Below are 12,862 nucleotides of genomic sequence, written 5' to 3' on the forward strand. Positions count from 1 at the left end.
CCCAGGTTAACGCGGGCGTAGATTCGCCGATGTGCACCTGACGCAGATCCGCTTGATCGTGTCCGAATTCGACCGCTGCGTGACGTTCTATCGCGACATTCTCGGACTCACACCGCAAACCGACGACCCGCGCCCGCCCTACGCGGCCTTCAAACCCGAGCTGGGTAGCACGCTCGCTTTGCATGAGCGCGCGAATCTGGCCGCGGCGCTGGGCGATACCTTGCGGTCCGAGGCCGGCCCGCGATCGCCGTCGGGCAGCGACGTGGCGCCGGTCCCGTCCGCCGACGCGGCGATGGTGTCGCTGCGGGTCGACGATCTGGACGCCTATCTCGCCGAGATCACCGCGCGCGGCGCCGAAATCTCGGGCGAACCAGTCGAATACGACGGCCGTCTCCGCTGCGCCTATCTGCGCGACCCCGAGGGCAACCTGATCGAACTCCAGCAGTGGCTCGCGACCCGCGCCGGTGACGCCGTGCCACCGGCACGGTGAGACGACCGGATCAGAACCGCCCGCCCCGGCTGATCCGGCGGGAACTGTCGGATCCCCCGAAAGAGGCCGGGCCCCAGCCGGATCCGCCCATCGAACGGCCGCGATAGCCGCTGCCCGCGCCGCGCAGCAGACTGTCGATCAGAATTCCGCCCAATACGGCGCCGGCCTGCGAGGTCCCCGACATCGGCCGGCGCGCCTGCCACTCCCGAACATCGGCCTCGGCGGCGTGCAGTGCGCGGGTGGCCAGATCGGCGGCCTGTTGCGCACTGTCCAGGGCGGCCTGCGGGTCGGTGGCCGAAAGCTGCTGCGCCCGATCCAGATTCCGCTGGGCCTCGGCCAGGCGCGTGCGGGGCGCGGCGTCGATACCGCCGCGGCGCGTGTCGATGAAGTCGGCGGCCGCCCGGACCTGGCTCTGCGCGGCGATCACGGCCTGGTCCAGGCGGCGCCGCAGTTGTTCGGCGGCGAGTTTGCGCTCACCGGCCGCCGCGACCGCGCGATCCAGTGCGGTATCGGCCGCGACCGCGCGGTGGAACGTGCCGAGCGGGTCGCGGTCCCCGGTGGTCCGGGCCGCCTCCCATGCGGTGCGGGCGCCCGACATCGCGTCCGCCAATTCCGGGCCGCCGTGTTCGGTCAGACCCCGCGCGGTCTCGAGGTCGCGGCCCAGTTCGTCGATCGCCGCCGGCAGACCGGCCCGCGCCTGGGTGATATCGGTCTCGGCGGTGTCCACGGCGTCGAGCAGGGTACGGGCGGCGGTCACCGCCGCCTCCGCGCCGCGAATCGCCGCGACCACCCCACCCTGGCGTCCGACCGGCTCGGCCGCGGCCTGCCTGCCCTGTTCGATCGTGTTCTCGGCGAAGCCGATTCGCTCCCGCGCCATCGTCACGTTGTCGCGCACCGGCGCGGTGACCGATTCCGGTTGTGCGGCCAGCAGCCGCCGCAGCGTCTCCTCCGAGCGCGGCAGGCGCACTGTGAGATCGACCACATCGCGAGTCAGCGCGTCCAGCCGTTGCGGGGCGTCGATCAGCAGATTGCGCATGGCGTCGAATTCGGCCACCTTGTCGTCGAGTTCGGCATCGGCCCGCCCACAGGTGGTGATCAGCTCGACCAGCAGATCGCGGCGCTGATCAGGAGTTTCCGGGATTTCGTCGTCGAGCCGCTGGCGAATCGAAAAGGCATGCGCCATCGCCTGTTTCGCGGACTCGAGCGCGGCGGCGAACGGGGCGGTCGCGGTGGTGCCGAATTCGTCGGTGGCCAGGCGCAGTTCCTCGGCGCTGGCCCGGATCGCGTTGTCGGTGTCGACAAGCACCTGCGCCGAGCGAGCCTCGAGCAGATCCTGGCGGAGCCCGGCCAGCGCGGCGGTGTCGGTCGGGTCGACCGCCCGGGCGGCGTCGGCCTCGGCGCGCCCCCGCGCCCGCCGGCGCAACTGCGAATAGCCCAGCACCAGGCCGATCACACCCAGCACGATCAAGGTGATCACGATCAGCGGCCAGATCCCGACACCACCGGAATCGCCCATGGCCGTGGACAATCCGTCGGCCGCGGCCACCGCGGCCTCGGCCCACTGGCCGTTGTGCAGCCGCGGCTCCACCTGATCGGTGAGCAGCGAATTCAGTTCCGCATCGCTCACCGAGGGCGGGAGCGCACCGGTGAAGGCATAGGAGCGGTCGCTGGTCGCGATCGACAGCAGCACATCGCGCTCGCCGAATCCGGACGCGGTCGCCGTGCGCTGGCCCCAGGTCTGCGGATCCACGCCACCGAAATCGCGGACGTACACCACCCACAGCCGCTCCCGGTGCGCGGTGTAGAGCGCGTCCACCGACGCGCGCACGGTGTCGCGCTGCGGACCGTCGAGAACCTGGGCGGAATCGGTGACGTATTCGTTGAGCCGCATCGGCTCGTCGGCGACCGCCGGGCCGCAGCAGCCGAGCACGAACCCGAACACGATCGACAGCAGCACCGCGAGCAGCGTCGGCGGCTGTGATCGGCGAAGACGCGAGTCCGGCGGCATAGCACGAATGTATCCGCCGACACGGCGTAAAGGGCGTTGATCCGGCCGACCCGTGTCGGAACCGATGATTACCATCGGCAGGGTGATCACGCTGGATATCCCCTATACGGGCCACGTCGCGCCGGGTTCGAATCCGCAGCAGCGCGATGTGCCGGGCGCCCGGATCGTCAAGATGTCGGTCGGCGGTATGGACAACAACGTCTATCTGGTGCAGGACACCGCCACCGGAGACGCGGTGCTGATCGACGCCGCCAACGAATCCGAACGCATCCAGGCCCTGCTGGACCAGGAGGTGCCCGGGCGGCTGCGGCTGATCGTCACCACCCATCAGCATTTCGACCACTGGCAGGCCTTGAGCGCGGTGGTCGCCGACACCGGCGTACCGACCGCCGCCCACGCCCTGGATGCCGAACCGCTTCCGGTGCGGCCGGACCGGCTACTGGCCGACGGTGACACCGTCTCGATCGGTGAACTGGAATTCGAGGTCGTCCACCTGCGCGGACACACCCCGGGTTCGGTCGCGCTGGCGCTCACCGACGGGTCCGGGCGCACCCATCTGTTCACCGGCGACTGCCTGTTTCCCGGGGGTGTCGGACGCACCACTTCCCCGGAGGATTTCGATTCCCTCTACAGCGATGTCACCACCAAGGTGTTCGACCGCTTCGGCGACGATACGGTCGTCTACCCGGGCCACGGCGACGACACCACCCTGGGTGCCGAGCGTCCGCAGCTCGCGCAGTGGCGGCAACGCGGTTGGTGAGCGGTTCCGGTGCCCGGCAGCGGTGAGGATCCGGCGCTCCGCAATCGTGGCGTGACCGAGCACTGGCACACTCGGGGAATGCCCTCGGCCCTCACCCATCCCGCCCCGACCCGCACGCCCGTCGCGCCGCGCCGTCCGCGCGGATCGGCGGTCGCGCGCTGGGTGCGCCGGGTGATCGCCGGCACCGTCCTCATCGGGGTCGTGCTCGTCGGCGGCACCGCTTTCCGGGTCTGGCAGGTGGCTCGGATCGACGACTACAGCCGTGCCGACGCGATCGTGGTGCTGGGCGCCGCGCAATACGACGGCACCCCGTCCTCGGTTTTCGAGGCCCGGCTCGGCCAGGCCTATCATCTGTACACCAAAGGTGTTGCGCCGCTGGTGATCACGGTCGGCGGCAAACAGGTGGGCGACAACTACACCGAGGCCGCCTCCGGTAAGAACTACTTGAAGAATCGCGGCGTGCCCGCCGACCGGGTAGTGGCCGTGGAGACCGGATCGGACACGTTGCAGAGTATCGAGGCGGTCGCCTCCGCGATGCGGGCTCGCGACCTGTCCTCGGCGGTGCTGGTCAGCGATCCGTGGCATTCGCTGCGCACCCGCACCATGGCCCGCGACGCGGGTCTGGACGCGTGGACCGCGCCGACGCGCACCGGCCCGGCGGTCTACACCCGGGAGTCCCAATTCCACGGCATCGCCCGCGAAACCGGTGCGCTGCTGTGGTATCAGCTCACTCACTTCTCCGCGGATTTCAAATACACCGCGGAGCAGTGAGAAACGTACCAGGCGGTATCCTCCATGAGTTTCGACGCGATGCCCGAATGCCCGTATGTCGACAGCGATCACGAGCGCATGGTGTCCGAGACCTCGCCCACGGCGGGGTTGCGGTGGTCGCCCGCACCGGCGCGGCGCAGCGACTTCGCGCGGGACCGGGCACGGGTGCTGCATTCGGCGGCGTTGCGGCGACTTGCCGACAAAACCCAGGTGATGGGTCCCCGCGACGGCGACACACCGCGCACCCGGCTGACCCACTCGCTGGAGGTCGCCCAGATCGGGCGCAGCATCGCCGAGGGGCTGGGGTGTGACGCGGACCTGGTCGATCTGGCCGGGCTGGCTCACGACATCGGCCATCCGCCGTACGGCCACAACGGCGAACGCGCCCTCGACGAATTCGCCGACGCCTACGGCGGGTTCGAGGGCAACGCCCAGAATCTCCGGATTCTGACGAGATTGGAGCCCAAGGTCTTCGATACGGCGGGGGAGAGTTACGGCCTCAACCTGACCCGCGCCGCCCTCGACGCCACCGTCAAATATCCGTGGGGCAGAACGGCTTCCGGGTCGAAGTTCGGCGCCTACGACGCCGATCTGGACCGGCTGAGCTGGGTCCGCAAGGGTGCGCCCGAGCGGCGGCAATCGCTGGAATCGCAGGTCATGGACTGGTCCGATGATGTGGCGTACTCGGTGCACGATGTCGAGGACGGGGTCATCGCGGGCCGGATCGATCTGCGGGCGCTCGCCGATCCGGCCGAACAGGCCGCCCTCGCCGAACTGGGCCAGCGCCAGCACCGCGACCTGTCCGCCGACGATCTGATCGCGGCCGGTCAGCGGCTCTCGCAGCTGCAGGTGATCGCCGAGGCCGCCGGCTACGACGGCACCCTGCGCGCCGCTGTCGCGCTCAAGCGGCTGACCAGCGATCTGGTCGGCCGGTTCGCCACCGCGGCGGTCGAGGCGACCCGCGCGGCATGGACCGGGCAGTCGCTGTGCCGCTACGCCGCCGACCTCGAGGTGCCGGCCGTGGTGGCCGCGGAGGTCGCACTGTTGAAAACGGTCGCCCTGCGGTACGTGATGTCGGACCCCGAACATCACAAACGCCAGGCCGAACAGCGCGAGCGCATCCGATTCGTGGCCGACCGCCTGCTGGCCGGCGCCCCCCAGGGCCTCGACCCGATCCTGCTGCCGTGGTGGGAGGCGGCCACCGACGACACCGCCCGCGTGCGCGTGATCGTCGATCAGATCGCCTCCTACACCGAGAGCAGGCTGGAACGGATCGCGGCCTGCTGACCCCGGTCGTCGGCGTGGGCCCCCAACTCTGTGGGGCGCATCCACCCATGGCACTTGGGTGGGCAGCGCCGGATTGATGTCGGTGCCGTGTGGGAGGCTTGGCGAGTTATGGCCAGGCACACTACTTTCAGGTTCTGTCTCGACCCGACGGTCGAGCAGAGCGGCGTGCTCAGCCGACATGCGGGCGCTGCGCGGTTCGCGTTCAACCACTGCTTACAGGTGGTGAAGACGTCCCTTTCTCAGCGCTCGTCCGACCCGAAAATTGTTGTGCCGTGGACCGGGTTCGACCTGATCAACGAATTCAACAAATGGAAAAAGAGTGTGGACGCGGGTCGGATCTTCGCCGTCGATGGAGAGGGCGTTGCCGAGGTGGTGGTGACGGGGCTGGCATGGCGCAACCAGGTCTGCCAACAGGTTTTCGAAGAAGCCGCCGTCGACTGTGGTCGTGCGCTCACAGCTTGGTCCGCCTCCCGGTCCGGTAAGCGACGAGGTCGGCGGGTTGGGTTTCCGCGATTCAAACGCAAGGCCACGGCTGTGCGGTCGTTCCGGCTCCGCAACAAGCGGTCGACGAGTGGTCGTCCTCTGATTCGCGTCGGAGAATGCGATCGGCCGCGCTCGGTCGTCTTGCCCGGCATCGGATCGATCGCAGTGCTTGACGACACTCGACGTTTGCGGCGGATGATTGCCAAGCAGCGCGCCAAAATACTGTTTGCCGCCCTCAGCCACCGCGCCGGGCGATGGTGGATCAGTCTGACCGTCGAGGCCGCTGACTTGCATCCCGACCTTCACCACTCGGCACTTAGTGAAACGGATCGGTCGGGTTGGGTCGGTGTCGATCGGGGGTTGTCGGCATTCGTCGTTGCGGCCACTTCGGACGGCACCGAAGTCGCCCGAATCACCGATCCGCCCAGGGCGCTCGCCGCACGTATCCATCGGCAGCGTCGGCTCGCGAAATCGGTGTCCCGCAAGAGAAAAGGGTCGAATCGCTACAACGAGGCACATGCACGACTACGGCGGCACCATCGGCATGTCGCCGACATTCGCCGCCACTTCCTCCACTCGGTTTCGAACAAGCTTGTCAAAACCCACGACAGGCTTGTCCTCGAGGATCTGGATGTGGCCGGGATGCTGCGTAACCATCGGCTCGCTCGCGCCATCTCCGATGCGAGCTGGGCCGAGTTCGCACGGCTTCTCGAATACAAGCAGCGATGGCGGCACGGCCGGGTCGAGATTGCCGACCGTTGGTTTCCTTCGAGTCGGCTCTGTGCGGCCTGTGGGAGGCGCAACGCAGAACTGACGCTGGCTGACCGCGTCTTTACCTGCGGATGTGGCTACCGGCTCGATCGAGACCTCAATGCCGCGATAAATCTCGCACGCTGGGCAGCCGCCCAGCATGAACCCCCGGACCCCCAAGCAGGAGGCCGGGTCATCAACGCCCGCTGACGGAAAGGCTCTGACCAGCACCGTCGAGTGCCGGTGAAACCTTCCCGAGAGACGTGGGAACCGACGTTCACTCCGTTTGCCGCGGTGGGGACCGACGACGCCCGAGAAGGGCGGTGCCGACCGATCAACCATGGTCGTTCGACACGCTTTAGACTCGGATGCCGTGGCAGGTCGACTTCCGGATCGCGATATCGCGGCAATACGTGAACGCGTACGCATCGAGGATGTCGTCGGTGAATATGTGTCGCTCAAGCGGGCCGGTGCGGACTCGCTGAAGGGCTTGTGCCCCTTCCACGACGAGAAGTCGCCGTCGTTCCACGTGCGGCCGAACCACAGCCACTTCCACTGCTTCGGCTGTGGCGAGAGCGGTGACGTGTTCGCGTTTCTGCAGAAGATCGACCACGTCGGATTCGTCGAGGCGGTCGAGCAACTGGCCGACCGGATCGGCTACAAGATCAATTACGAGGGCGGCGGAACCTCGGTGCAGCGCGACCGCGGCACCCGTTCCCGGCTGGTCGCCGCCAATGCGGCCGCGCACGAGTTCTATCAGGCGCAACTGCGCGAACCGGGCGCGGAGATGGCTCGCAAGTACCTGACCGACCGCAATTTCGATGCCAACGCCGCGCGGCATTTCGGCTGCGGTTACGCCCCGGCCGGTTGGGACACGCTGACGAAATACCTGCTGCGCAAGGGTTTCGACATCAAGGAGCTGGAGGCGGCGGGGCTGTCCAAGCCCGGCCGGCACGGCCCGATCGACCGGTTCCACCGCCGGCTGCTGTGGCCGATCCGGAATCTGAGCGGCGACGTCATCGGCTTCGGCGCCCGGCGCCTGTTCGACGACGACCAGATGACCGCGAAGTACATCAATACGCCGGAAACGGTGTTGTACAAGAAGTCTCAGGTGCTGTTCGGGCTCGACCACGCCAAGCGGGAGATCGCCAAGAGCCACCAGGCGGTGGTCGTCGAGGGCTACACCGATGTGATGGCCATGCATCTGGCGGGTGTGACGACCGCGGTCGCCTCCTGTGGCACCGCCTTCGGCGACGAGCACCTGTCGATGCTGCGCCGGTTGCTGATGGACGACAATTTCTGGCGCGGTGAGATCATCTACACCTTCGACGGTGATGCCGCCGGCCAGGCAGCGGCGCTGAAGGCCTTTTCCGGTGACCAGAAACTGGCCGGGCAGACCTATATCGCGGTCGCCCCCGACGGGCAGGACCCGTGTGAATTGCGTCAGCGTTCCGGCGACGGGGCGGTCCGCGATCTGGTGGCCCGGCGGGTCCCGTTGTACGAGTTCGTGATTCGCGGCCTGCTCGCCGACCACAACCTCGACACCCCCGAGGGGCAGGTGGAGGCGCTGCGTCGTGCGGTGCCCGTGGTGGCGCAGATCAAGGACAACGCGCTGCGCAAGGCGTACGCCACGAAGCTGGCCGGGTGGGTCGGCTGGGACGACATCCAGCTGGTGGTGCGACGGGTCGGTGACCACGCCCGCCGCGGTAAGCCGGTGAAGGGCGTGCCCGGCCGCGAAGCGGCCGCCGAGACAGCGGTCGCGGAGTCGGCCGCCGCGCGCCCGAATCCGGGCGATCCGGTGCTGCTGCCGCAGCGGCAAGTACTGGCCGCCGCCCTGCAGTATCCGGCGACCGCGGGACCGATCTTCGACAGTCTCGAGCCCGAAGCGTTCACCCACCCCGCTTACACCGCCGTGCGCGCCGCCCTCGCCGCCGCCGGTGGCACGGCAGCGGGACTCGGTGGCGCGGAATGGGTTTCGCGCGTCGCCGACCACACCGACGATCTGATGCTGCGCGCACTGGTCTCCGAACTGGCCGCCGAGCCGCTCCCGGTCAAATCGATGGACGACATCCCCCGGTTCATCTCCGGCGTGCTGGCGCGGGTGCAGGAGGCGTGGGTCGGGCGCCAGGTCGCCGTGCTCAAGTCGAAACTGCAGCGGGTCTCGTCGACCGAACAGCCGGACGACTACATGGCCCTGTTCGGCGATCTGGTCGCCCTCGAGCAGTACCGCAAGAGCCTGCTCACCCAGGCCATGGGCAACTCGGATGATTTCAACGTGGCCTGATCGTTCCAATCGGAATGTCCCGGAGTCATGTCCGATGCCGCCACCTGGCGACCCGTCGTGGAGCGGCTCGGACTGCCCAATCCGGTGGTGACGATCAATCGCCGCGGACGGGTGCCGAGCGGCCCGCTGGGAGCCGACTACTCCGTACGAACCGAAATCGACGACTTGCACCACATCCTCGACGCCCTCGGCGCGGCGGTGGAGCTGTTCGGATGGAGCTACGGCGGACTGATCGCCCTGGAGGCGGCCTGTGAGCGGTCGGATCTGCGGTCGGTGATCGCCTACGAACCGGTATCGGCGCCCTTCGCCCCCGCGGCGATCCCCGCGCTGCGCGTCGCCGTGAACCGCGGTGATCTGGATGCGGCCGTCCGGCTGGTCAACACCGATGTATCGGGTTTTCCGCGGAATATGTTGCCGCCCTGCGGGAATCGCCGGCGTGGGCGGTGCTGCGCCCGCTGGCGGCCCCGCTGCCGACGGAACTCGCGGCAATCGAGGCCTACCGAGTGGACGTGCGGCGGTATCGCGCCCTGAGCGTCGCCGTCACCCTGCTGCTGGGCGAACTCAAACGCGAACGCCGAACCCTACGGCACCGCATTCGACCGCATCGCCGGAGCACTGCCGCAGGCCCGCATCGACCGGCTACCGGAGCAGGGACATCTGGCGCACGCGGAGGCGCCGCACCTGCTCGCCTGCCACATCGCCGCGGCGGTACGCGCGGGCTCGCCGGCCGAAGCGGGGCCCGGGAAAATCGGCTCGGCCGGTAATTAGGCGATCCGGTGACACGCTGCCCGGTGGAAACGTCGGGCAGCGTGTCACCGGGATCGCAGCTCAGCGGCGGAGCTGGTCCTGGGGGACGAGGACGGTGGTGCGCTCGTCGATCGGCTCCATGGGTTCGAGCCGCGGCTGGGTATTGAGGCGGTCCGACAGCTTCTGGCGGCCGGCCTGAACCAGTTTGCGGGTGACCGGGCTGGCGGCGACAGCACGGGTGGTCTTGCTGATCTGCTCGTAGCGAGCCCGCCCCGCCTTGGCCCCCAGCACATAACCGGCTGCGACGCCGATGATCAACCGCAGCATTCTTTCGGGCTCCTCCCAGTAGCTGTCCGCGCCGTACATCCTGCCCGACATCGAGCCGGACTGTCGATCCGGCACCACCTTGCCAGACCCCACCGACAATTTCCGATCCCCGCCGCCGGCTTTCGAAATCTCCACCCGCACACTCCGGTGGGAGACCGCGGTCGGGGCCGTGCCGCCCGCCCCCGACACGCCGCTGCGTTCCGCATTTCCCCAGCTCCCGGGCCGATTTGGGGAGCGGACCGGACATAAGCTAAAGTTTGTGCTCGGCCGGCCCGCACGGGCTGACCGGAGCAATCCCCTATAGCTCAATTGGCAGAGCAGCCGACTGTTAATCGGCAGGTTTCTGGTTCGAGTCCAGATGGGGGAGCAGAAACAGCCCCTGGCCTGTGGGAATGTACCACAGGCCAGGGGCTGTTCTCGTTCTGAGAGCCCTGGCCGGGGCGAACGCCGACCGTCCGATTCGGGATCCTCACCGCCGGGCGGTCGCAGGGCGCGGGGATACGATGTGCGCCGCGTACGGGCTCACGAGGAGATCGATGGACGAGGCGGCATACGAGCAGGCGAGTCCCGCTGTGCAGGCGCGCATCCGGGACAGTTTCGAGCGGCAGGGGCTGATGCGTCATCTGGGCGCCCGGCTCGCCCATATCGGTCCGGGGCGGGTGCACATCGAACTGCCGCACCGGCCCGAGGTGACGCAGCAGCACGGGTATGTGCATGCCGGCGCCACCAGCGCCATCGCGGACAGCGCCGGCGGATATGCGGCATACACGCTGTTCCCCGACGACTCCTCGGTGCTGACAGTGGAGTACAAGATCAATCTGCTCGCCCCGGCCGAGGGGGATCACCTCGAGGCGGTCGGTGTCGTCCTCAAATCGGGGCGCACGCTGACCGTGTGCAGGCTGGAGGTGTTCGGTGTCCGCGACGATCGGCGCACACTGATCGCGACCGGCCAGCAGACGTTGATCTGTCTGAGCGGCGCATCGGATCAGCCGATCCGGAAGCCGTAGCCGACGATCCCCGGACGGGAGTTGATCTCGGCCAGCACACCCTCGATGCCGGAGAACCAGAACGGGCCGGCCGGTGTCGTGGGGTTGATCTGCGAGTCGATGCCCACCAGACCCGTGCCCTGGTAGGCGGGGGAGCCGCTGTCGCCGTTGAGGCCCGGGACGGAGGTGTGGATCACATTGTCGGTGACCGAATCGACCTGGCCGCTGGTGGAGCGGGTGGTGCTGCCGTATTTGTCGAGGCGGCTGCCGGGGGCCGGGACCGCACCGACGTGATCGATCACGGCGCCGTTCGGGGCCACGGTCGAGATGCCGAGCCCGGGACGGAGTGCGATGACGGCCCAGTCACTGGTCGAATCCGATTGCAGCAGCGCCCATTTCGATGTCCAGCTGGCGTAGTGCCCGATCCTGCCGATGGCGGGGGCCACGACGCTCTGCCCGGGGCTGAACATGCAGTGACCGGCGGTGAGCGCCACCGCGTTGCCCGCGGCGTCGTGTCCGGCCGCGGTGATCGTGCAGAGGCCGAGCGAGGTGCCGGGCCCCACCACCCGGGAGGGGGAATCAGCGGGAGCCACCGCCGGCGCCGCCAGGACGACGGCTCCGGCCAACAGCGCGGTTGCGATGATCGATCTCTTCATCTGCTCGGTCATGGCGCCCTCGGCGTCACTCCTCCCTGCCGCCTGCGATGTCGCTGCAGCCTTTTCTACGGACAGGGTGCCGGCTGTCGATAGGGTCTTCGGTCACTTGCCGAGGAATAGTCGCGATCGGCTCGGGTAGTGCGCGTGATGGGGAGGGAAAACGCGTCCGAAGACCGGGATCGAACGCCGAGGCCGCCCGCAGCTGTCCTGCTCGGCACCGGCCCGAGCTGTGTCGTTGGTTGAGCGATCGGGATATCGAGGACTGCAACGACTTTCGCTCGCTGTCGCGGGCTGGAGGGTCTGCTCGTCGAAGTTCGCCGCACAGCCCTTTCGGTAGCCGAGCGAACGTTGGTCTCCGGACCGGGCGGGTCTCGGCTCGGTGACCGAGGGGTTCGGCGTACAGCGGCAGGAGGTCGGGAGATGACGGACAGTGTGGCAGGTCGGCCGGGCAACGGCGGCGAAACTCACCAGGAGGCAACCGGTGAGGACGTGCGGCTGACCACCCAGCAGGGTGTGGTTGTCGGAGACGATCAGAACACATCGTCGAGGCGTTCGTCTTCGAGCTGAGCAAATGCGATCGAGTCGAGATCCGTGCCCGGGTCGTCGCCGCGCTGCGCAACGTTCACGAGGATCTGGCCACGGCGGTCGCCGACGGGCTCGGCCTCGCGGAGCTTCCGGAACCGGCTCGCTGTGCCCGCGAGCCGATCACCGATCTGGCGCCCTCGCCCGCGCTGAGTATCGTGCGCAACGGCCCGGACAGCATCGCGGGGCGCAAGATCGGCGTGCTGGTCACCGACGGGGTCGATGCCGAGGCATTGGCCGAGGTGCGTGAGGCGGTGCAGGCGGAGAAGGCGATCCTGGAGATCGTCGCGCCGAAGGTCGGCGGTGTCACTACCGAGGACGGCAAAACTGTCGAAGCGGACCAGAAGATCGACGGCGGACCCTCGGTGCTCTACGACGCGGTCGTGATTCTCGCGTCCGAGGCCGGAGCCGCCGATCTCGCCACCCCTGCGCGCGGCCGGGCGAGTTGCGGTCCAGTGCCGACGAGCCCGCGGCGCGCGAACCGATGCTTACCCACGGATTCAAATGGCGCACAGGGGGATTCGGCCGGGAGCCGCCGCCGTGCGGCTGGACTGTCACATCCGCCGCCCGCCCGGTTGCCCGATGGTTCTGCTCCGGACCGTTTGCATCGCCGCTGCGAGGGCATGACGACCACGAACCGGTTCAGAAGTCGACGATCGAGCCGGGCGCAGCGAGTCCCAACATCCATGGCACGGTTTCCGCCGGCTATGGCGCAGTTCGAGAGCGCGAGA

General features: G+C 68.4%; 11 protein-coding genes, 1 tRNA gene and 1 pseudogene. 10 read left to right on the forward strand and 3 right to left on the reverse strand.

Translation table 11 applies throughout. The features are described 5' to 3' along the window. Window positions 1–31: 31 nt before the first annotated feature. Window positions 32–490, forward strand: a complete 459-nt coding sequence (locus IG65_RS0101010) for a VOC family protein (protein ID WP_030512877.1) — start codon at window positions 32–34, stop codon at window positions 488–490. A gap of 10 nt (window positions 491–500) precedes the next feature. Here IG65_RS0101010 and IG65_RS0101015 read toward each other — a convergent pair whose 3' ends face one another. Continuing rightward, window positions 501–2,498: a TPM domain-containing protein gene (locus IG65_RS0101015; protein WP_030512878.1), complete on the reverse strand. Its 1,998-nt coding sequence runs from the start codon at window positions 2,496–2,498 to the stop codon at window positions 501–503. A gap of 64 nt (window positions 2,499–2,562) precedes the next feature. On the opposite strand from IG65_RS0101015, the gene IG65_RS0101020 reads away from it, so the two are divergent. The 6 genes from IG65_RS0101020 (at window position 2,563) to IG65_RS34235 (ending at window position 9,364) form a co-directional block, all read left to right on the forward strand. Then, window positions 2,563–3,258 (forward strand): MBL fold metallo-hydrolase, encoded by a 696-nt coding sequence (locus tag IG65_RS0101020; RefSeq protein ID WP_030512879.1) that lies wholly within the window; start codon window positions 2,563–2,565, stop codon window positions 3,256–3,258. A 78-nt stretch (window positions 3,259–3,336) separates the two neighbouring features. Then, on the forward strand, window positions 3,337–4,029 hold the full coding sequence (locus tag IG65_RS0101025) for a YdcF family protein (RefSeq protein WP_030512880.1): 693 nt from the start codon (window positions 3,337–3,339) through the stop codon (window positions 4,027–4,029). A 24-nt stretch (window positions 4,030–4,053) separates the two neighbouring features. Continuing rightward, window positions 4,054–5,316 carry a deoxyguanosinetriphosphate triphosphohydrolase gene (locus IG65_RS0101030; RefSeq protein WP_255359438.1) on the forward strand — a complete coding sequence of 421 codons (1,263 nt, stop codon included), beginning with the start codon at window positions 4,054–4,056 and terminating at the stop codon, window positions 5,314–5,316. Between the two features lie 108 nt (window positions 5,317–5,424). After that, entirely contained in the window at window positions 5,425–6,759 is a 1,335-nt protein-coding gene (locus IG65_RS36580; RefSeq protein WP_081879178.1) for an RNA-guided endonuclease TnpB family protein, read from the forward strand. Window positions 6,760–6,922: 163 nt separating this feature from the next. Beyond that, complete coding sequence (gene dnaG, locus IG65_RS0101040) at window positions 6,923–8,833, forward strand: DNA primase (protein ID WP_030512883.1); 1,911 nt, start codon at window positions 6,923–6,925, stop codon at window positions 8,831–8,833. Between the two features lie 27 nt (window positions 8,834–8,860). After that, window positions 8,861–9,364 carry an alpha/beta hydrolase gene (locus tag IG65_RS34235; protein WP_051755094.1) on the forward strand — a complete coding sequence of 168 codons (504 nt, stop codon included), beginning with the start codon at window positions 8,861–8,863 and terminating at the stop codon, window positions 9,362–9,364. A 297-nt stretch (window positions 9,365–9,661) separates the two neighbouring features. On the opposite strand, the gene IG65_RS36585 is transcribed toward IG65_RS34235, so the two are convergent. Further along, window positions 9,662–9,958, reverse strand: coding sequence for a hypothetical protein (locus IG65_RS36585; RefSeq protein WP_156055448.1), 297 nt, complete (start codon window positions 9,956–9,958; stop codon window positions 9,662–9,664). A 243-nt stretch (window positions 9,959–10,201) separates the two neighbouring features. On the opposite strand from IG65_RS36585, the gene IG65_RS0101055 reads away from it, so the two are divergent. Continuing rightward, window positions 10,202–10,274 (forward strand) — tRNA-Asn (locus IG65_RS0101055). Window positions 10,275–10,443: 169 nt separating this feature from the next. Further along, on the forward strand, window positions 10,444–10,914 hold the full coding sequence (locus IG65_RS0101060; protein ID WP_030512885.1) for a PaaI family thioesterase: 471 nt from the start codon (window positions 10,444–10,446) through the stop codon (window positions 10,912–10,914). On the opposite strand, the gene IG65_RS0101065 is transcribed toward IG65_RS0101060, so the two are convergent. After that, window positions 10,893–11,561 (reverse strand): hypothetical protein, encoded by a 669-nt coding sequence (locus IG65_RS0101065; RefSeq protein WP_030512886.1) that lies wholly within the window; start codon window positions 11,559–11,561, stop codon window positions 10,893–10,895. The genes IG65_RS0101060 and IG65_RS0101065 overlap by 22 nt on opposite strands. 527 nt (window positions 11,562–12,088) lie before the next feature. Here IG65_RS0101065 and IG65_RS39725 point away from each other — a divergent pair. Then, window positions 12,089–12,196 (forward strand): annotated as a pseudogene (locus IG65_RS39725) (catalase-related domain-containing protein); the annotation flags it as partial. Window positions 12,197–12,862: the final 666 nt, after the last annotated feature.

Origin of the sequence: Nocardia sp. NRRL WC-3656, from assembly GCF_000720265.1 — a bacterium.
In the GTDB taxonomy this organism is placed as follows: domain Bacteria; phylum Actinomycetota; class Actinomycetes; order Mycobacteriales; family Mycobacteriaceae; genus Nocardia; species Nocardia nova.